This window comes from Streptococcus cristatus ATCC 51100 (assembly GCF_000222765.1).
GTDB classification, from domain to species: Bacteria; Bacillota; Bacilli; order Lactobacillales; family Streptococcaceae; genus Streptococcus; species Streptococcus cristatus.
Genome location: NZ_AFUE01000001.1, coordinates 1 through 19,499, shown reverse-complemented (window position 1 = coordinate 19,499; position 19,499 = coordinate 1). Strand labels below are relative to the sequence as shown.

Below are 19,499 nucleotides of genomic sequence, written 5' to 3'. Positions count from 1 at the left end.
TTCTTATCTTATTTGATCAATTCGTAGATAGCTTCCGCATAAATGGCAGCCGCGCGGAATAGATCTTCAACATCGATAAATTCATTGGCTTGGTGCATAGTATCGATATAGTCTGGGAACATAGCGCCGTAAGCGACACCACGTTTCAAGAGGCGTCCAAAGGTACCACCACCGATAACTTGCTCATGACCTTTCAGCCCAGTTTGTTTTTCATAAACAGCCAGCAAGGTCTGCACCAACGGATCTTCCATCGGTACATAGTGAGGAGTATGTCCATGCTCAGACAAGGTCACTTTGGTCACTGGTAACTGCTCTAACACATTCTGAATGGCTTCTGGACTGGTTCCCTTAGGATAGCGAATATTGAGGGCAATTGTATTGTCAGCCTTGTTTTCGTCAAAACGGAAAACGCCAGCATTCATTGATAGAGCCCCCATCTTCTCATCCACATGAGCAATCTTCAAGTTCTTACCCTCATGGTCATTTAGGAGAATATTTCCAGCCACATCTAGGTAATCCTTAGCTGGGCCAGCAAAGTCAAACTGCGTTAGGAATTTGGCCAAATAGGTTGCACCATTGACACCAGACTGAGGAGAAGCACCGTGCGCAGACTTACCGATAATGGTCACAGCGATTTGGCCACCAGCTAGTTCTTCATAAGTAAAGTCTAGCCCATTTTCCTTAGCAAACTGCTCCAATTTATCAACTAGATTTGGCAAGTGACCTGACAAGACAGCTGTGCCAGATTCAGGCACCATGTTCTCCCGCAAGCCACCAGTAAAGCTATGCAGGCGTGCAGCGCCAGCATTTTCACCAGCAAAATGCAGGTACTCTGTAATATTTCCTTTTTCACCATTGATAATCGGAAATTCAGCGTCTGGTGAGAAGCCGAAATCAGGCTCAGGCAGGCCTACATGAGCAAAGTAATACTCCATGTCTTTCCAGCCAGACTCTTCATCTGTCCCGACCACAAAGCGCACGCGCTTAGATACAGGCAAGCCCAATTCTTTGATGATTTTCAAACCGTAGTAACATGCCATAGTTGGTCCCTTGTCATCACTAGAACCACGAGCATAGAGACGGCCATCCTTAATCGTCGGTGTATAAGGGTCTGTATCCCAACCACTTCCAGCAGGTACCACATCCATATGGGCAAAGATACCCAGTTCTTCTTCTCCTTGACCAAAAGTAAAGTGGCCAGCATAATTGTCCACATTTTGAGTCGGGTAACCATCACGTTCAGCAATTTCCAAGAACTTATGCAAGGCCTTTACAGGACCAGGTCCAAAAGGATGCTCCTTATCTGCCTTTGAATCATCCCGCTCTGAATTAATTTCTAAAAGGCTGAACAAGTCCGCCAACAGAGCTTCTCTACGTTTTTCAACTTCTGCTTTAAAATCAATTGTCATTTTCTCACCTCTATAAAACACTTCAATTTAAAGTATCCGAATTAAATCGCGATTTCTATTTTTTACTTTATTAACGCTTTTCGATAATCTCGTCAACTGGTAAACGATAGCTAGGCTCTAGCTTGTCATCTGTATAACCAACAGTAATCAAGAGTTCTGGACGGAAACGCTCATCAATCTCCAAAACTTCGTTAACTTTTGATTTATCAAATCCTAGGATGATATTTGAGCCAATACCTTGGTCAGTCAAGGCCAAAACAAGGTTCATAGCAACCAAACCCGCATTAAGGGCCAAGTAATCACTCTTTTGCTGATCATTATAGCGAGCAAACTCAGCTGGCAAATTTTGCATGTAAAATTGAAGCTGCTCATCAGAAAAATTTTTTACCCCAGCGACACGCGCGATCTTGCGTGCCCGCTTAGCCAAATCTGTATCTGTAAAGAGGGCAATTGTCACTGGAGCTTCCTTGATTTGATCTTGGTTAGAGCCAAAGGTAATACCCGCTAAAGCTTCATTTCGCTCACGCACTACTACAAACTTCCACGGCTGACTATTATGAGCACTTGGTGCCAAGGTCGCAATCTCAATAGCTGTACGGACATCCTTAGGATCTATCGGTTTGTCATTGAAATGCTTAGTCGCATGACGCTTTTTGTTTAATTCAAGAAATTTCATAATTGATTTCCTTTTCTAATTTCTGTTACTCTTATTTTACCACAAATTGAAAGAGCTTGCAGAGGTTTTTCATGAAGTTGTGCATCCTTATTTTCTATTCCAATGCTAATGAAATCATACTAGCCTGAACATCCATAAATTTATCTTCAAATTGTGTCATCATTACATTCTTATTTGTAAAATCTTTACGCAGGAAAGCAAATTTTTTCAACTTCAGACTGATTTGACTTTTCTATAGAAATCATAATTGACTCTCCATTTTGGTTCACTTCTTTCCAATTATGCCACAAAAGACCGTTTACACGGTCTTGCTTTATATATTAACTATCCAACCCTACCAAAGGCTCCGCCACTTCTAACAAAGGTCGGGATGGCTCTGTTTGATTGAGTTTTGCCTGCACAGCTTCTGCCACCGCTCGCGGTACGCCCACTTCGACGATTTCATCGACACTGGCTTCTTTAATCTTGGTCAGAGATTTGAAATGCTTCATGAGATTTTGCTTGCGTTTTGGCCCCAAGCCTTCGATGCCATCGAGTTGCGATGAGAAGGAATTCTTAGATCGAAGCTGGCGGTGGAAGGTAATGGCAAAGCGGTGAACCTCATCTTGGATGCGCTGGAGGAGGAAAAATTCCTGAGAATTACGGGATAGTTCCACGACTTGAAGAGGATCTCCAAAGAGCAATTCATGGGTCTGGTGCTTGTCATTTTTTTGAAGTCCAGCGATAGGAATATCAAGCCCCAACTGGCTCTGGATAACTTCTTTAGCAATATTGACCTGACCCTGTCCACCGTCAATAACAATCAGATCTGGTGGCGTCAGCCCGTCACGAATCACCCTGCTATAGCGGCGCTTGATAACTTCTCGCATACTGGCGTAGTCGTCCGGCCCTACCACAGTCTTAATCTTATATTTGCGGTAATCCTTCTTGCTAGGCTTACCATTGACAAAGACCACCATAGCCGATACGGGACTAGTTCCCATGATATTGGAATTGTCGAAAGACTCAATCCGAACGGGTGTCGGAATATTGAGGAGCTTCCCTAGATTTTCTATAGCTCCCTGCGTTTTCTCAACGGATTTCTCCAAAAGGTCAAATTTCTGCTGGAGACTGACCCGAGCATTCTTAATAGCCAGATTGACCAACTGTTTCTTCTCGCCTCGCTGAGGCTTGACTACTTTAGTATCCACAACGGCCCGGACAGCTTCTTCATCAATGTCTGCTGGAATCAAGATTTCATTGGGCTTGAGATGAGATTTTTCTTGGTAAAACTGGCCAATATAGGTCAGGAAATCTTCGTCCGGATCATTGTAATAGGGAAAAAGATTGACATCACGTTCAATCAGCTTACCTTGGCGGACAAAGAAGACCTGGACGCACATCCAGCCCTTGTCCACATAATAGCCAAAAACATCACGATTCTGCAAATCCTTGGCCATAACCCGCTGCTTGGTACGCAAGGTTCCAATAGCCTGAATCAGGTCACGGTATTCAGCCGCTCGCTCAAACTCCATAGCTGCAGCCGTTTTATTCATCTTATCACGCAGCTCATCGATAATCTTGTTGTCCTGACCTTTTAGAAAATCTGACACTTCCTGAGCCATATTCTTGAAATACTGGCTATCCCGCTTGCAAATCGTATGGGCTTCACATTGCCCTAAGTGATAATAAAAACAGACTTTCGCAGGTGGATTGGTACATTTTTTGAATGTAAAAATGCGATCGAGCAGGCGCTTGATTTCATTGGCTGCACCGACATCTGGATAAGGCCCAAAATAAAGACCGCCATCCTTTTTGACTTGGCGCGTGATAATTAGACGCGGATAAATCTCGTTGGTAATCTTAATAAAAGGATAGGACTTATCGTCCTTGAGCATGATATTGTACTTGGGTTTATTTTCCTTGATTAGATTAATTTCAAGTAGGAGAGCCTCAATGTTGGACTCGGTGACAATAAACTCAAAATCCTCGATCTCGGAAACCAGAGCCTCCGTCTTGGTATCGTGGCTGCCACGAAAATAAGAGCGAACACGATTGCGAAGATTCTTGGCTTTGCCGACATAGATAATAGTACCGTTTTTGTCCTTGTGAATGTAACAGCCGGGACTGGTCGGCAACAGTTCCAGCTTGGATTGAATTAGCTTGTTTGTAGACATATTTTCCCAAAACCCTATCTTTTCAATAGAAATTTTTCATTTCCTAGAACATGCACTGTTACAAATGTTCATTTCTAGGTTGGTAAATCTTAGACTTACTTTGATTCTTTCGCTCTTTTTTCTAACATTTTCTTTATGAAATAAGGCATTTTGACATTTTCTCTGCCCTTTTTCTCTATTAACTTTTTGACAAATTCAGGCATTTGAAGTTCTTCCGTTTCGCTTAAAATTTGATTACTTTCTTCTGAAGGGGCCAATTCGTCAAAGGTTGTTTCTTCTGGATGCATGTATCGAAGCTCTTCTGTTTCATGCTGACGAATAGTCGCTAATAATGCAGCAATCAAACGGAAGTCTGTGTTCGGCATTGGTGGACGATGATAAGTCACACCGAGTTCTTGGCACAATTCCTGACACTCCACATCATTATCAAACAGTACCTCGATATGTTCGCTGATGAAACTAATTGGGACAAAGATATAATGTTGCGGGTGGTTCGTTTGATCTCGGAGATATTCTAAGACATCTGGCTTGATCCACGGCAAGCCAATATCGCTTTCGCTCTGCCAGGTATTGGTATACTCAGATGGAGCAAGGCCTAGTCGATGTGCAATCAACTGTGAATTTTCAATAATCTGATCAATATATGGATCTTCAAAATCAAGTGCTAAAACTGGCACACTGTGAGCTGAGAAAATGACCTTAAAACTTTCATCTTTGACTTGCGTCTGCAAGATTTTCCTGATTTCTTCCTCCCAAAAGCCAAGCAAATCATCAGCTTGATACCATTCTTTGATAATATGGAATTTAATTGTCTGGCTCGTAATAAATTTTTCATACCCCATGACAGAGTAAAAAGAATAATGCGGTTCTAAAATCAAGCAAATACATTCCTCAATCCCGTCATCCTCCATCTGCTTAATAACATCTGGAATAAAAGGGCGAGAAAATTTATTAGCAAAATAGACAGCATACTCTCCCACTAAAGCTTCTTTCACCAGCTCAACTTCTGCCCGCGTGATGCGTTGCAGGGGACTGCCACCAATACGCTGATAATTATCATGAAGGTGCTGAATCTCCTGATCAGTAGGCCGCACACCACGACGGATATTCGTGAAAAATTCTGCAATATCCTCAAAAGTATAGCCCTCTGGCGATCCAAAGGTCATCATTAGAATAGCTTTTTTAGTCATAAGTTCCTCTTTTTGTATAAAATCCTCTGCTATTATAACATGATATCCCTTGAAAAGCAGATAAAAGGAATGTTTTCTAGCCAAATTTAAGAATTATTTGAATCTCAAAAAATTTTCTTCTTAAATTTGTTTCAATCAAACTAATTAGCCAATAAAAAATGAAGTGAGATGTAACACTCACTTCACTGTTATCTGCTATAAAGTTTTTCTACGGCGATGTTTCACTGCACCTGCGAGAAGAGCTGCACCGAGAGTCATTCCAAGGAAAGCTAATTGCTCCGCTTCCGTTCCTGTATTAGGAAGGGCAACTGACTGGCTAGGCGAAGCTTTAGGAGTCGCTGGAGTTGATGTAGCATTAGTATTATTATCACTCTTTGGCTGAGCCTGAGCAGCTACATTAGCTGTCGGTTCAACCTGCGCAGTCTTCTCATCTTGAGAAGCTGAATTTGCATTCGAAGTCAGAAGCGTTTGACTTCCTGCACCTGCTGCAGCAAAATTAAGTCCACCATTTGCCTGATAAGTAGTTGTAGTAGCCGATGCTAGGGCTTGGCGCACTTCTTTTGGAAGAAGGTCTAGCAAATAATTGTAATTTGCTAGCAACTCGTTGTAGACTGTTTGCAAATCAATTAATTTTGCATTCTCAGTCTCAGCAACAACTTGTTTAGCCTTCAGGTCAGCCTCTGCTGTAACCAAGTCTTGCTTAGCTTTTTCCAATTGTTGTGGAGCTGTTTTGAGATCTGCAACTTTCTTCTGAGCTGCAGCTACACGATTTTGAGCAGCTACCAATTCAGCTTTGGCCGCTTCTAGTGCCTTATTCTTGTTTTCCTCAGCCGTCTTCAAAGCTGCGAGCTGATTCTTAGCCTCTACTAAGGTTGCCTGAGCTTTTTGCAATTTAGACTGATATGGAGAAAGGGCAGACGCGATTCTTGCTGTTGCTGACTTCAAAGCAGCCTTTTTATCTGACAAGTTTTGTTGAGTCAGAGCTAAGGCTTTCTCAGCAGCTTCAAGATTCTGTTTAGCTTTTACAACAGCAGCCGCACGATCTTTCTGTGCCTTGTATGAATCTGTCAACTGATTATTTAAAAGATTCAGGCTAGACTCTTGGCTAACTTTCTGCGCTTGCAACTCTGCCAAACGATTCTTCAAGGCTGTCACATTGGCACTTGAGGCAGCTCCACGACTGCCACCGCTGCGGAGAAGTTTCTCCATCGCCTCAACGGTTAGCAATGTGCCATTATTAACTCTTTGATTGAAATTCCGAACATTATGGAATCCAACTTCTGAAGTTCCGTATGGAGTTCCAAACTGATTTGGATGAGTGTCATAGGCAGCAGAGATTGCATTGGCCTTGTTATCCATCATTTGGACATAGTGACCAATTTGCGCAAAGACGTTAGGCCCCACCTTCATATAAATGTCATTAGCATCTAGTTGTCTTTCATCAGTTGGCAAGCCGTATTGAGCAGCAATCTTCTGATACAAGGCTTTTTCACTATGCCAGAAATTAACCGCACCTTGAGGATTGAAGCTGATGGCTACGTTTTCATTGCCAATCAGCTTACCCATATGCCAGTTAGCCTTTTCAAAGTACAAGGTCTGAATTTGGCTGGCAACATTGGCATATGGATCCACCAAAAGTTCTGGGAGTCCTGCATTACGACGGTAGGCATTGATGGCCTTAACCAATTCCAAGGCCTGCAAGTTATTTTCCAAGCTAGCTGGGCTAGATGGATTTGAACTAACCGTGATCTTGAATTCATTCTGACCACGTTTGTAAAGGGCTAAAGCATCAGCTGCAGCATTTCTTACAGCTTCGTTGTTCGAATTATCTCGAAGATTCTCTAAGAATTGCGAATAGGTCGTATTCCGTAAATCAACCGGTGCTGTACTTGCATTTTTCTGTTCATGCACCAACTCTGTATTTGTTGCAGCAATCAATTGCTTGGTCTGCTCTAAGTTAGCCTGTGTTTGATTGATTTTGTTTTGGATTTCTGCCTGATTTTGTGGCGCAGCATTTGCTTCTTGTTCTGCTTTTGCTAGTTCATTTTTAGCATGCTCCACAGCTGTTTGAGCTTGATTTTCCTGATTTTTAGCAGTTTCCACAGCTGCAGTTTCAGCATGAACTGGTTCTTTGGCTTTGTTTAGCTCAGATTCTGCCACATCCACCAATGATTGCTGGCCAGCAATTGTATTTTCTTGGTCTTTAACTGCCTGACTTGCTTCTTGTACAGCAGTTTCTGCTTCTTTGACAGTTTCTGATTTTGCTGTTACTTCTTCTTCAGCTTTTTTAACACTGGTCTCTGCTTGAGAAATGTTTTCTTCAGTTGCTGCTTTTTCATTCTCAGTAGCAGTAGCCACTTTCTCTTGAGCCTCTGAAACTGCAGCTTTAGCTCCTTCAAGGTCTGCTTCAGCTTTCTTAGTTTGCTCTTGTTGCTGATTTACATTTTTCTTGGCAGCATCTGCTTTTTCCTTCGCTTCTGCTACATCCGCTGTCGTAATTGGTTTCTCGGTAACTGCTGTTGCCTTTGGTTTCGTAGCCGTTGACTCAACGAGTTCATCCGCTTTTACCTGATGGCTGAGCGCACCAGAAATAATCGTTGTCGCTGCAATGCCAGTTGCTACAACGGATTTACCAATTTTCTTGTCCATAGACATCTCCTTCTAATAGCACATGTATCATTTTACAATCAGTCCTATGCTATAATACTAACATAAAATGACTGGTTAAACCAGTCAAAACCATATCATTTAAATAGAAATTCTATTACAATTTTATGACAAAAATCGAACGCTCCATCCTAAGAATATAGAAATAGAGCGGATTTAAAGCATTTTTCGCCTCTTCCGCTCCTCATTTCCATTTATTTAGAAAAAATTTCTTTACTGCTTATTGGCTTCTGATGTCACTTGACTTTCGGCCTCTTTTTCTGAAGGAGCTGCTGAATTTGATTTTTCTACTTCAGGAGTAGCTGGTGAGCTTGACTCTTCCACAGTCTCTTTAGGAGCCTCGCTAGGTTTTTCTTCTTTATTTTCCTCAGTCGGACTAGCCTCCGTCTCAGTTTTAGTTTCAGTCGGAGCCGGCTTGTTGGCTTGAAGTTGATTAAAGAGCGCTTCTGCTTCGGCTAGCAGGGCTGCTTTGTCCTCATTCGGATCGGATAATTTATCCAATAGACCATCTACCTTGGCAAATTGCTCATCTGTCCCCTGTTGTTCCTCAAGCATCTTGTGGGCGGACATCAGCAAATTGTAAATTTTAAGATAAGTCTCTTTATCCTTGAGCGCTGCAGATGCTTGCTGTTCTTTTAAGGTTTCAACGATTTGAGCCAAGAACGTTTTCGTTTCTGCTAAGATGGTTTCTTTATCTTTGCGAGATTCTTGCAAATCAGTTCGAAGTGCTGCGAGTTGCTTTTGATAATTTTCTTGCACAGTCGAATCCGTTACTTTTTCCAAAAGTTCTTGACCTTTTTGGAAGAGAGCTTGGAGAGTTTCTTCTGAGATTTCCTCTGTAGGCTGCGGTGCAAATTCTCCATACAATTCTTTCAAGAAATCATAGATAGCCGTCTTATAACTGTGGTCGTCCACCTTTTCGGTATCCAGAACCGTTTTATCCTTGGCCGAAGCTGCCTCGCCACTTGCCAGAGCCTTATCAACTTCGAGCTTGGTTTGATAGAGTTCCAAGAAAAGAGCTTTCAGGTCTACCGCTTCAATAAAGGCCTGAGATTTATAAAGCTTGAGCGTCAAATCAGCAACTTTCTTACGAAGTTCTGGCTGCAAACGAGCATCATCAACCGCAAGATAGAAAGCTTTGAGATACTCGACGGAGGTCACTCCTGTCCGATCTTGATAATCTTGCAGACTTGCCAATAGCTGCTCAATCTCAGCTATCTTAGCTTCATTTTTTTCTACCTTAGCTGTCTGCAATTCAGCGAGTAAGCTAGTTTTATTCACATTGTAGCTGTCCGTTTCCAAACGTTTGATCTTGTCAACCAATTCTTGATATTTTTTATCAACTTCGGTCAGCTCTTCCGTTTTCGCTTTTTCATCAACATGAATGTAGTGCTTATCAAATTGATCTAGGCTGGCCAAATATCCCTCTGTTGAATTGCTTGGCAATTGCTTCATGGTTTCTACAAAATTACCGAGAGCTAGCTCGATTCGACGTTGCATAAGCAGGTCTTTAGCATAAATGGTTCGGCTAGCTGCCAAGAGGGCATCCACCTTTTCTAGAACAGCCTTTTCATTATAGCCTCCTGCTTGATAAGCTGATTGCAAGGCTGGGATTTTATTCTTCAAGCCTAGATTCAATCCTTTGGATTGGACACGAATGTAGTGGTTGTGATCTCCATGAGGAATGACAAATTGACCATTTTCAACCTGAATACTGTATGGAGACAGACCTGAACGCAGGGCTGTTGTATAAAGCTCGTTTAGGAAGTCCAGCTCTGGATTTCCAGTTTCTAAAGGAATCCGAACATGCTCTTTTCGAACAGCATAGGGGTGGATATGGGTCGGATCGTAGTCTTGATCCGGATTATTAAAGACAAAGAAGCCTTTTGAAATCTTAATTGCTTCACGCGGTACGCCATAAGTCTTGGAAATATACGCGATTTTCTCTTCGTCACTTGCGTCACGAGAAAAACGGTCATATTCTGTGCTGACTTGACTGGATTGGCTTGAATCTTTGAGCTTAGCCAGGTTCGCTTCTGCTGCTGCAATCTGATCTTTGGTCAAATCTTTTTTGAAGAAATAATGTGCATGTCCGCCATGTTGGACAACGTATCCTTCCTCATCTTTTGAAATGACATGTTCAGCATGGAAACCATGATCGTGCTCATCTTTATCAGCTGGTTTGGCTGGCTGACTTGGATTTGCTGGTTGACTAGGCTGGCTTGGTGTACTTGCAGTAGCCTTAGGATAAGTCTTCTGGCCAGCAACAGGAATGTTCCGAGCTATTTCTTCTTCTAGGGCAGACAGTTTGCTGTAAGGGATAAAGTGGTAGTGATTTCCATGCGGAATGGCTACTCCTTCTGCGGTCCGTCTAACGATTTTGCTTGGATCAAAGACAAGACCATCTTTTTCAACATAGCGTTTTTCCTTTGGTGTATGGTAAAGTTTCTCAAGTAAGGTTTGGTAACTTGATGGTGCATCTTCTGCTTTTTCAGCTGGTTTAACTCCGTACCCAGCATCTGATTGGACAGGTTTGGACGGTTGAGCTGGTTTAGCAGTCTGTCCCTTGTCAGCTTGATGCGCTGGCTTAGTCGCAGTTCCTGCATGTTGATTTTCCGATGCTTTAGCTGTAGGAGCAGAAGCTTCTCCTCCTGTATTAGGATTTTCAGCTGGACTAGCTACTTGCTTGCCTCGCTGCAAGGAATCCCAGTAGGCTTGGGCAGCCGCTAATTCACCTGGCGACAGATCACTTTTAGGAATATAGTGCATATGACCGCCATGTGGCACAAGGAAGCCATCTCCTGTATCCGAAATCACATCAGATGGACTGAAAACATAGCCGTCATCTGTTGTATAGGCGCCATTGCTCCGACTCGATGCAGTGCCTTCTGCTTGATAGGTTCTCTTTCCTGCAGCATAAGCGGCACTTGGACGACTGAAGTCTTGTGTTTTTCTGCTAACAGTTTGACCCGATTTAGCTTCAGAACTGCCTTCGACTTCTTCCTTGCTAGGATGAATCTGTCTTTGCCGTGCGATTTCATCAACTGAACGAACATTGCTGGTTTCTTTGGCATTTGTCAGATATAGGTAATATTTGCCTGCAACCTTGATAATATAGCCATCTTTTACTTGGCTGACAATATCTGACTCCTGCAATTGATAATTTGGATCCCGCATAATCAACTCTTCACTCAGAATTGCATCAAAGGGGACCTTGCCATTATAGTAATGATAGTGATCGCCATGTGAAGTCACATAGCCTTGGTCCGTAATCTTGACAACGATCTGCTCAGCAGTAATGCCTTCTTTGGCCTGAATCTGCTCAGGTGTCAATTTCTCGGCTTTTTGAGATTTATTGTCCTGCTTATTTGTAGATTTCTTTTCTACATAGGCCACTCGATTTCTTGCTTGTTCTTGTGGCTTATCTGCTTGATACTGCATGATCGCATAACCGCACACACCAAGTGTAGCTAGTGCCGCAACTGAACTAATAATATATTTCTTTTTCATACATCACCTCAATGTTTTAATTCTTTGGCTAAAATTTCTAAATTATCTTCTAAATTTTCAAGATAGGTCTTGTCATTTTCAGGATCTGCTTCCAGAGGATTCAGCACCTTTAGGTTGACTCCTGTCGCCTTCTTCAAGGTTTCAGCCAACTTAGAAGAAGCATTGCTCTCGACAAAAATCGTCTTGACTTTATAGGTCTTGATAAAATCTTGTATCTCCGTCAACTGCCTTGGACTAGGCTCTTGATCTGGCGAAATGCCTGAAATCCCTAATTGCTTGAGACCGAAACGCTTGGCTAGATAAGAAAAGGCCGTATGCTGGGTCACAAAAGTTTTTTCATCTAGCTCGCTAAAGACTCCTTGGTATTTTTGGCTCAGGGCTTTTGCCTTCTCTGCAAATTTTTGAGCATTTTTCTGATAGGTATCCGCATTTTTACTATCTAGCTTAGACAATTGTTGAGCGATGAGCTGCGCTTCTTCTGCCACTTTTTCAGGATCTAGCCAAGTATGTGGATCATAGAGGGTCTTTTCATCAATCCCTTCCTCAGCAGACACTTCTTCTAAGCCGGCCACCTTGTCCAACTGCATCCCGTTGCTGGCTTCTACGACCGCTACTTTGGACTTTTGTAAGCTAGGATCCAGACTACCAGCCCAAGACTCCAAAGTCCGCGAATGATACACAAAGACATCTGCTTCATAAATAGCCGCTACATCGCTGGCTGATGGCTCAAATTCATGAATCCCTGCACCCGACTGAATCATCCGTACATCATTCAAATCTCCTGAGACTTCTTTGACCATCGAATAAATCGGGTAAAAACTCGTGACAATATTGAGCCCGCGTTTGCTACCAGCACCGCTTGCTTCCTTTTCACTACAAGCGGCAAGTCCAAGTCCCAGCAAGGCTAGACTTAAAGCTATCAAAACTTTTTTGATTTTCATTTCAACTCCTTAACCAGTTTAGCAATCATTCAAAGAAATAACTATTTTCAAAACATTCTTTCACAAGAATTGCTTTCAAAAATAGCTTCTTTTGTTAACCGGTTTATTAACTAGTTAAGATAATACTCCTTTTTATTTTTTCTGTCAAGAAGGAAGTTTGAATTTTTTCAAAAATTTTCCATCCCTTCATCTAATTAAAAAAGCCACAAACGTGGCTTTGAGAAATCGATATCTAAATTTTGCTCCTTTATAGAAAGGACTAGTGTTCACTATCCCTACTATTGGCTCGAATTTCTTCCAACATTTTTGCTTCTTCGGCTGTACATTCATAGTTTTCCAGCAAGTCCGGACGACGCTCATAGGTTTTTTTCAGACTTTCATAGAGACGCCACTTGCGGATATTTTCATGATGGCCGCTCATAAGGACTTCAGGAACAACCATGCCCCGATAGTCGTAGGGACGAGTGTACTGAGGATACTCCAAGAGCCCAGACGAAAAGCTATCATCTGTATGACTGACTTCCTTGCCAATAACCTCTGGAATCAGGCGAACTGTCGCATCAATCATGGTCATAGCCGCCAATTCTCCTCCGGTCAGCACATAGTCACCCAGCGAAATTTCATCCGTCACCAAGGTCTTGATCCGCTCATCATAGCCTTCGTAATGGCCACATATGAAGATGAGTTCCTCTTCCTTAGCCAGCTCCTCAGCATAGGCTTGATCAAAAGTCCGGCCAGCAGGATCCAGCAAAATCACGCGCGGCTGCTTCTTTTCAATAGCATCATAGGCATCAAAAATAGGCTGAGCCCGTAGCAGCATGCCTTGGCCGCCACCATAAGGCTCGTCATCCACATGCCGGGATTTTTCCGCATTTTCTCGGAAATTGTGATAATTGATTTCCAAGAGGCCTTTTTCTCGCGCCTTACCCACGATCGAGTGCTCCAAGGGCGCAAACATCTCCGGAAAGAGGGTCAAAATATCAATCTTCATCGTCCAGTCCTTCCGGTATCTCTACATCAACCCGACCTTGCTCGATGTCAATGCTTAGCACTACTGGCGGAATGTACGGCAACAGCAAATCACGCTTACCTTTACGTTTGACCACCCAAACATCATTGGCGCCTGGCTGGAGAATTTCCTTAATCGTACCTAGCAGAACATCATTTTCATAGACTTCAAGGCCGATGATTTCATGGTAGTAAAACTCCCCATCTTCCAAATCAGCCAAGTCTTCTTCGGCTACTTTCAGACTAAAGTCACGAAATTTCTCGATGTCATTGATATGATACATCCCCTTAAGCTTGATAATATCAAAGTTCTTGGCTTTGCGGTGGCTGGCAATCTCCACATCCATGACAAACTGGTCTTTCTTATCGAAAAGGGCCAGTTTATTGCCTTTTTTAAAACGCTCCTCTGCAAAATCTGTCACTGATAAAACCCGCATCTCGCCTTGCAAACCTTGGGTATTGACGATTTTCCCAACATTAAAATAATTCATTTTTACTCCAGTTAATCTTTTTACTATTCGTTTTATTGTATCATTTTGCTGGCTTTTTCTCAAGGCAGGCAGCTGGCTCAGACAGCGGAAAAGCTTATAAGTCAATGCCTTTTTCTTTGAGATTTTGCAGGCATTCCTCATAGTAAGCCGCATCATGCTCGGGGTAAATAGGGCTCGCCACAGCCACTTTTTCCAGATGCACATAAGCTGGACAAGTCTTACCACGATAGTCCCGCTCCAGCCACTCTGGGGACACACGATAACCTCGCTTGCTCATCTCTTCCATAATCAGCTCATGGTAGCGATAAAGCAAGTAAGGAGAGTGCGCAAAAACATAGTCAACGGTCGCATGTTTCTTGCCCCAGCCATTGCCACGAAGGGCGCAGCATTCCCGATGCTGGCCAAGTAGTTGCGGACGGGGAAGCTTGGGAATCAGTGCTTGATGCCAGAGTCTCATTCTAACCTCCATTTAGTAAAAACAAAGCAATCTTTTATTGCTCCAAATCGCCATTGAGCTCCAGAGAACATCCTTTTAATAATCGCTGAAACGTCTATGTTTGATTTCAAAGTCGAAATAATTCTCCTCTTGAAGTCGGTGGAAAATGTCTCGGTAGGCTTCTTCGTCAAAAGAATCCCCTCGATACAGAATTTCAAAGCTAAGATCCTCATATTCCAGAAAGGCATTGGCTGAACGGAAGCCCTTGCTGTGATAAAAATCCCAGCGAGCTTGACGCTGTTCAAGATTGTCACAGGGCTCATCTAGACGCTCGATTTCTAAAATCATGGTTCGCTGATAGAAATTGACCAGCTTTTCAATGATTTCACCGCCATAGCCATGGCTGCGCAGGTGAGGCATAATCGCAAAGAAACTAACATAAAAGGCTTGCGCGTTGGAGATAGCAAAGGCAAAACCAACAAATTCCTTTTCATGATAAAAGGCGAAAAAATTAGCATCTTCCTGTTCCTCATATCGTAAAAATTCACTGAGCGGTATCCTTTCCTCTTCTGGGAAAGCTTCATTATTCAAGGCTTCTACCTTATCCAAATCTGGAAAATCTGCTGTAATGATCTGGCTGGTTAAGCTCATAAAATCACTCCTTTTCTAGTGATAGTATAACAAATTTTACAACTGGTTTCAAAAAAGAGCCCTGAAAGAGCTCCTATGTATCGATTTTTTCTTCATATAATAGAAAGGTGCCGAGTTCCTAAGAACTACCGATAGTTGGTCCCGATTGTATTCCCAGCTACTACTTCACTATTTCACGTAATTTATCCAAATGCTGATTATCTGTCACAGCCATAATGCTGACTCCTGCTGGCCAGACAAAGTCTGGAGTAAATTGACTTTCCAAAGGCTGATTTTTTGTCAGACGATAGCCGATGATATTGAGATGATACAGCCTACGAGCGTCTACATCACGGACTGTTTTCCCGACCCAGCTAGTAGGCAGCTCAAACTCAGCCACGACTACATCGTCATCCAGCTGAAAAACCTCAATCGAATGGTTAAAGAGAATGGTCTTAGCCAATGAAATGCCAGCCTCCACTTCAGGCAGGATAACCAAATCAGCTCCCACCTTTTCCAACACCTGCTGGGTTACTTCATCCTTGACCTTGGCAATGACATTTTTAACACCCAAGGCCTTACAGTGCATGACCGCTAGGACGCTGGATTCCAAACTTTCTCCAGTCGCCACGACGACCGTATCACAGGAACCAACGTCTGCCGCCTCCAAAAGCTCCATATCAGTAATGTCCCCGATTACACCGACGGCAATCATGTCTTCATACTGATTGATTGTCTCTTCGTGATTATCAATCGCAATGATTTCTACATCTTGAGAAATCAAGGCCTCAATGATACTCTGTCCAAAAATCCCCAAGCCAAGGATTCCAACTGTTTGATTTGCCATTTCTTTTCTCCTATCCAATCATAATGTCCGCCTTGCTGTAATGCAAGGTAGTCGCCTTCTTTGGTTGATAATGGCTCAGACTGACCATAAGAGTCAGCGGCCCCACTCGTCCAATAAACATCAGCAGCATAATCACAATCATACCAGCTGTATTGAGGCTAGTAGTGATATTGGCCGTCACACCAACTGTAGCCAGTGCCGACACAGTCTCAAATATCAGGTAAATAAAACGATGACTGCTATCGGTCACTAGCCCAAGAGCCAAAAGACCAAGCAGAAATGTTAGCTGAAAAATCACTGTAACACCAAAAGCCTTCTGCACTAGCTGAGGAGCCAGCGTTCGCCGCCCCATATTAGTATGAGGCAAGCCCAGAATTTCTTTACGGGCGAACAGCAAAAGAACTAAGAAGGTCGTGATTTTCAAACCACCCGCTGTACCACCCGGAGCTCCTCCTAGAAACATCTGGAGCAGATAGATAAACAGGGTTACTGGACGAGCAGCCGTATAATCTATGGAAGCAAAGCCAGCTGTCCTCATGCTGACTGTCTGGAAAAAGCTGACCAGTAGCTTATCGCCAAAGGAAAGATTACCAATCGTTCCAGGATTATTATACTCCGTCCAGAGACTCGTGACTGTCCCAAAAACGAGGAGACCAGCAGTCAGCAGCAAGACTACCTTAGTATGAAAGTGCAGCCCCTTCTGTTTTCCTCCCAATTTAGTCGCCAAGTCAAACCAGACCATAAAGCCAAGTCCCCCGGTGATGATGAGGAGAGCTAAGGTGATATTGACCAAAACATCTGTCTGCAAGCCTAGTAGGCTATCATTGCCAAAATTATCAAATCCTGCATTACAAAATGCAGAAACAGCTAAAAAGATAGAATTAAAAATCCCTTTTCCCAAGCCAAACTTAGGAATGAAGCGAATCATAAGAAGGAGAGCGCCCAGTCCTTCAATAGTAAAAGTCGTGATAAAAATCGAACGGACAAATTGACCCAAGGTACGATTGTGCCCATAACTAAAACTATCCCGCAGAATGCGGCGATCCTTGAGGCTGAGCTTCTTCCGACTTTCCATGGTGAAAAATCCGATAAAGGTCAGGATTCCCAAGCCACCAATCTGAATCAGCAGCATACAAAGGAGTTGCCCCCAGACATTGTATGTATCTACAACCGATCGAGTAAAAAGTCCTGTCACACAGACCATGGAGACCGCTGTAAAAAGATGATCCAGATAGCCCGCTTGGGAACTTGCCGTCTGCACCCAAGACAGACTGAGTAGCAAGGAACCACAGAATATCACCAGAAGAAAAGACAAGATAATCTTTTGCGCTGGCGACAAGCGTGAAAATAAATGCTTCATAAAGTTTCCTTTCCTGATCTAATAAAAGCAGAGGCTAGCTCTATCTGCCCTTCTCTTTCCTTGACAGCCAGCTGTAAATCATCTGGACTCTGCAAGTTTCTGACTTTGATGGCATAATCCGCTGCGACAATAGCATGTCCCCGCATGTGGCCTGTTGCGACTGCTTGGGCAAAGACACGCGCAGCATATTTACCGATTTGTGATTGAGCTTGCTGAGACAGTTTGTTAGCCAAGAAACCAGCCTTCCTTAGTTCATAGGTAGACGCCCTCCCATCAAGTCGAGCCTGAAAAACCTCTCTTACCTGAATCAAAATCTTCTGCTTTTCAATCTCATCCTCCGTATCTATCAGAGCTATAAAGCTTGACGCCATTTTCATAGCCCATCGAGCCAGTTGCCCCTGAGGAAGCTGCTCCAAAACAAGCTCCAATTCTAATCTCTTCTCACCATCATCCAGAATTTTCAACTTGCAAGGGCTCGGTAAAATCACTAGATCATTCTCATAACACTTGCGCTCATGGGCGTTCCAAGCATACTCTTCTGGCTTCATATGTCCTCCGATTTCGGATTTCTCTAAACTCGCCCCTGCATTTCATTCTTCTCTTAAATGAAGTGTCAAGTTCTCGCGGAGCTCAAGCTACATCAATGGCCCTAAATTCCACTACGTCTAACGGCTTGTTTCATTAAGGATAATAAGGAATGTAGTTCTCGCGAAGCTCGAACTGCATCAATTTCTCTAACCTCACTTACGTGCTACGCACTCAGTTCGCTAAGAGAAATAGAAAAAACGGGACACATAGCCCCGCTGCTTCTTATTTCTCATCAATGACGATGCGAACTTTTTTGTACTCGGTTGGGACAGAGTAAACAATCGTCCTTATAGCAGAGATAGTACGACCTTTACGACCGATCACACGTCCAACATCGCTTGGATCAAGATCAAGATGATACTCTAAAAACTCAGGCGTATCTTCAATCTTGATAGTTAAGGCATCTGGCTGTGAAATCAAAGGTTTCACTATCGCAATAATGAGATTTTCAATCGTGTCCATATATCAACCTGCACTTCTATTATTTAGAGTATTTTGAATCGTGGAATTTCTTCAAAACACCTGCTTTTGAAAGGATGTTGCGAACTGTATCTGAAGGTTGAGCTCCATCAGCCAACCATGCAAGAACGCGATCTTCTTTCAAAGTCACTTGATTTTCTTCAACAAGTGGGTTGTAAGTTCCAACTGTTTCGATGAAACGTCCATCACGAGGTGAACGTGAGTCTGCAACGTTGATACGGTAGAAAGGTTTTTTCTTAGAACCCATACGAGTCAAACGGATTTTTACTGCCATTTTTAAAATGTCTCTCTTTTCTTATTTTTTATTTCGGTGAAATAGCTGAGCTATTTAGCACATGTTCTATTATAGCAGATTAAATACAGCTGTCAAGTTTTTTTCTTGACAGGCTCAAGAATTTTTTTCAAAGCAGTAATTTTTTAATTTCTTCATAGGAAGATACCGTATAAGTCGGCCGCGCACTACTATTGTTAATCAGCTTTTTGGGATTGTACCAGATAGAGTCCAATCCAGCATTATTAGCGCCAGCAATATCAGCTGTCAAGGAGTCTCCAATCATCAATGTCTGAGACAGGTCAAAATCTGGTATCTGCTCTGCTATTTTTTCATAAAATAAAGCTTCAGGCTTCTGAGTCCCCATCTTTTCCGAGATAAAAATATGATTAAAATAAGGAGAAATGTCGGAATTGGCCATGCGGCCAGTCTGAATAGCCGTGATGCCATTGGTCGCTCCGTAAATCTCATAATCAGCTTCTGTCAGACTGTCCAAAAGCTCGCTTGCACCAGCGTAAGTTTGTCCTTGCTGAGCAATATGCTGCTGATAGAGAAGGGCTAACTCGGCGCCATCCTTCTCAATGCCAAAATGGGCAAAAAGACGAGAAAAGCGAGTGTTGACAAGCTCCGGCTTGGTAATTTTACCCTGCTCCAGATCCCGCCAAAGCCCCTTGTTCATGGGAATATAATAATCTTTGTAAGTCTGAATCTCAGTCACGCCCTGTTCCTTCAAAAACTGAGTCAGCGCAATATCTTCTGCCGTATCAAAATCCAGCAGCGTATGATCAAGGTCGAAAAGTAGAAATTTGTATGACAAGGTAGAAGTCCTTTCTATAACT

Annotated in this window: 17 protein-coding genes; all 17 read right to left on the bottom strand. The window is 42.9% G+C overall.

The window, feature by feature from the left end; translation table 11 throughout:
• Window positions 1-8: 8 nt before the first annotated feature.
• The 17 genes from pepV to pynA all read right to left on the bottom strand — a co-directional run bounded on the left by pepV (window position 9) and on the right by pynA (window position 19,477).
• The gene (gene pepV / locus HMPREF9960_RS00085) at window positions 9-1,409 is read right to left on the bottom strand and encodes a dipeptidase PepV (RefSeq protein WP_005590428.1); all 1,401 of its coding nucleotides are present in this window, start codon (window positions 1,407-1,409) and stop codon (window positions 9-11) included.
• A gap of 70 nt (window positions 1,410-1,479) precedes the next feature.
• Window positions 1,480-2,085 carry a nitroreductase family protein gene (locus HMPREF9960_RS00080; protein WP_005590430.1) on the bottom strand — a complete coding sequence of 202 codons (606 nt, stop codon included), beginning with the start codon at window positions 2,083-2,085 and terminating at the stop codon, window positions 1,480-1,482.
• 320 nt (window positions 2,086-2,405) lie between these two features.
• Window positions 2,406-4,241 carry an excinuclease ABC subunit UvrC gene (uvrC, locus tag HMPREF9960_RS00075; protein WP_005590431.1) on the bottom strand — a complete coding sequence of 612 codons (1,836 nt, stop codon included), beginning with the start codon at window positions 4,239-4,241 and terminating at the stop codon, window positions 2,406-2,408.
• 95 nt (window positions 4,242-4,336) lie between these two features.
• Window positions 4,337-5,431: a ferrochelatase gene (hemH, locus tag HMPREF9960_RS00070; RefSeq protein WP_005591923.1), complete on the bottom strand. Its 1,095-nt coding sequence runs from the start codon at window positions 5,429-5,431 to the stop codon at window positions 4,337-4,339.
• Window positions 5,432-5,626: 195 nt separating this feature from the next.
• Window positions 5,627-8,080 (bottom strand): CAP domain-containing protein, encoded by a 2,454-nt coding sequence (locus tag HMPREF9960_RS00065; RefSeq protein WP_005590434.1) that lies wholly within the window; start codon window positions 8,078-8,080, stop codon window positions 5,627-5,629.
• Window positions 8,081-8,311: 231 nt separating this feature from the next.
• Window positions 8,312-11,608 carry a pneumococcal-type histidine triad protein gene (locus tag HMPREF9960_RS00060; RefSeq protein WP_005590435.1) on the bottom strand — a complete coding sequence of 1,099 codons (3,297 nt, stop codon included), beginning with the start codon at window positions 11,606-11,608 and terminating at the stop codon, window positions 8,312-8,314.
• A gap of 8 nt (window positions 11,609-11,616) precedes the next feature.
• The gene (locus HMPREF9960_RS00055) at window positions 11,617-12,549 is read right to left on the bottom strand and encodes a metal ABC transporter solute-binding protein, Zn/Mn family (RefSeq protein WP_005590436.1); all 933 of its coding nucleotides are present in this window, start codon (window positions 12,547-12,549) and stop codon (window positions 11,617-11,619) included.
• A gap of 259 nt (window positions 12,550-12,808) precedes the next feature.
• The gene (gene trmD / locus HMPREF9960_RS00050; RefSeq protein WP_005590438.1) at window positions 12,809-13,540 is read right to left on the bottom strand and encodes a tRNA (guanosine(37)-N1)-methyltransferase TrmD; all 732 of its coding nucleotides are present in this window, start codon (window positions 13,538-13,540) and stop codon (window positions 12,809-12,811) included.
• Window positions 13,530-14,048 (bottom strand): ribosome maturation factor RimM, encoded by a 519-nt coding sequence (gene rimM, locus HMPREF9960_RS00045; protein WP_037585955.1) that lies wholly within the window; start codon window positions 14,046-14,048, stop codon window positions 13,530-13,532. The genes trmD and rimM overlap by 11 nt, the downstream gene beginning before the upstream one ends.
• Window positions 14,049-14,142: 94 nt before the next feature.
• Entirely contained in the window at window positions 14,143-14,505 is a 363-nt protein-coding gene (locus HMPREF9960_RS00040) for a TIGR02328 family protein (protein ID WP_005590440.1), read from the bottom strand.
• Window positions 14,506-14,580: 75 nt separating this feature from the next.
• Entirely contained in the window at window positions 14,581-15,135 is a 555-nt protein-coding gene (locus tag HMPREF9960_RS00035; protein WP_005590441.1) for a GNAT family N-acetyltransferase, read from the bottom strand.
• Window positions 15,136-15,295: 160 nt separating this feature from the next.
• Window positions 15,296-15,961 carry a potassium channel family protein gene (locus tag HMPREF9960_RS00030; RefSeq protein WP_005591948.1) on the bottom strand — a complete coding sequence of 222 codons (666 nt, stop codon included), beginning with the start codon at window positions 15,959-15,961 and terminating at the stop codon, window positions 15,296-15,298.
• A gap of 10 nt (window positions 15,962-15,971) precedes the next feature.
• Window positions 15,972-17,321 carry a TrkH family potassium uptake protein gene (locus tag HMPREF9960_RS00025; RefSeq protein ID WP_005590443.1) on the bottom strand — a complete coding sequence of 450 codons (1,350 nt, stop codon included), beginning with the start codon at window positions 17,319-17,321 and terminating at the stop codon, window positions 15,972-15,974.
• Complete coding sequence (locus HMPREF9960_RS00020; protein WP_005590444.1) at window positions 17,318-17,869, bottom strand: putative immunity protein; 552 nt, start codon at window positions 17,867-17,869, stop codon at window positions 17,318-17,320. The genes HMPREF9960_RS00025 and HMPREF9960_RS00020 overlap by 4 nt, the downstream gene beginning before the upstream one ends.
• A gap of 262 nt (window positions 17,870-18,131) precedes the next feature.
• Window positions 18,132-18,371, bottom strand: a complete 240-nt coding sequence (kphA, locus tag HMPREF9960_RS00015; protein WP_005590445.1) for an RNA-binding protein KphA — start codon at window positions 18,369-18,371, stop codon at window positions 18,132-18,134.
• 19 nt (window positions 18,372-18,390) lie between these two features.
• Entirely contained in the window at window positions 18,391-18,663 is a 273-nt protein-coding gene (gene rpsP, locus HMPREF9960_RS00010; protein ID WP_005590447.1) for a 30S ribosomal protein S16, read from the bottom strand.
• Between the two features lie 127 nt (window positions 18,664-18,790).
• A complete protein-coding gene (gene pynA, locus HMPREF9960_RS00005) occupies window positions 18,791-19,477 on the bottom strand; it encodes a pyrimidine 5'-nucleotidase PynA (protein ID WP_005591936.1) in 687 nt (228 codons plus the stop codon).
• Window positions 19,478-19,499: the final 22 nt, after the last annotated feature.

What these genes read in the sequence shown, in the direction of transcription:
- pepV (WP_005590428.1), bottom strand. Translation starts at nt 1,409, where the DNA reads ATGACAATTGATTTTAAAGCAGAAGTTGAAAAACGTAGAGAAGCTCTG.
- HMPREF9960_RS00080 (WP_005590430.1), bottom strand. Translation starts at nt 2,085, where the DNA reads ATGAAATTTCTTGAATTAAACAAAAAGCGTCATGCGACTAAGCATTTC.
- uvrC (WP_005590431.1), bottom strand. Translation starts at nt 4,241, where the DNA reads ATGTCTACAAACAAGCTAATTCAATCCAAGCTGGAACTGTTGCCGACC.
- hemH (WP_005591923.1), bottom strand. Translation starts at nt 5,431, where the DNA reads ATGACTAAAAAAGCTATTCTAATGATGACCTTTGGATCGCCAGAGGGC.
- HMPREF9960_RS00065 (WP_005590434.1), bottom strand. Translation starts at nt 8,080, where the DNA reads ATGGACAAGAAAATTGGTAAATCCGTTGTAGCAACTGGCATTGCAGCG.
- HMPREF9960_RS00060 (WP_005590435.1), bottom strand. Translation starts at nt 11,608, where the DNA reads ATGAAAAAGAAATATATTATTAGTTCAGTTGCGGCACTAGCTACACTT.
- HMPREF9960_RS00055 (WP_005590436.1), bottom strand. Translation starts at nt 12,549, where the DNA reads ATGAAAATCAAAAAAGTTTTGATAGCTTTAAGTCTAGCCTTGCTGGGA.
- trmD (WP_005590438.1), bottom strand. Translation starts at nt 13,540, where the DNA reads ATGAAGATTGATATTTTGACCCTCTTTCCGGAGATGTTTGCGCCCTTG.
- rimM (WP_037585955.1), bottom strand. Translation starts at nt 14,048, where the DNA reads ATGAATTATTTTAATGTTGGGAAAATCGTCAATACCCAAGGTTTGCAA.
- HMPREF9960_RS00040 (WP_005590440.1), bottom strand. Translation starts at nt 14,505, where the DNA reads ATGAGACTCTGGCATCAAGCACTGATTCCCAAGCTTCCCCGTCCGCAA.
- HMPREF9960_RS00035 (WP_005590441.1), bottom strand. Translation starts at nt 15,135, where the DNA reads ATGAGCTTAACCAGCCAGATCATTACAGCAGATTTTCCAGATTTGGAT.
- HMPREF9960_RS00030 (WP_005591948.1), bottom strand. Translation starts at nt 15,961, where the DNA reads ATGGCAAATCAAACAGTTGGAATCCTTGGCTTGGGGATTTTTGGACAG.
- HMPREF9960_RS00025 (WP_005590443.1), bottom strand. Translation starts at nt 17,321, where the DNA reads ATGAAGCATTTATTTTCACGCTTGTCGCCAGCGCAAAAGATTATCTTG.
- HMPREF9960_RS00020 (WP_005590444.1), bottom strand. Translation starts at nt 17,869, where the DNA reads ATGAAGCCAGAAGAGTATGCTTGGAACGCCCATGAGCGCAAGTGTTAT.
- kphA (WP_005590445.1), bottom strand. Translation starts at nt 18,371, where the DNA reads ATGGACACGATTGAAAATCTCATTATTGCGATAGTGAAACCTTTGATT.
- rpsP (WP_005590447.1), bottom strand. Translation starts at nt 18,663, where the DNA reads ATGGCAGTAAAAATCCGTTTGACTCGTATGGGTTCTAAGAAAAAACCT.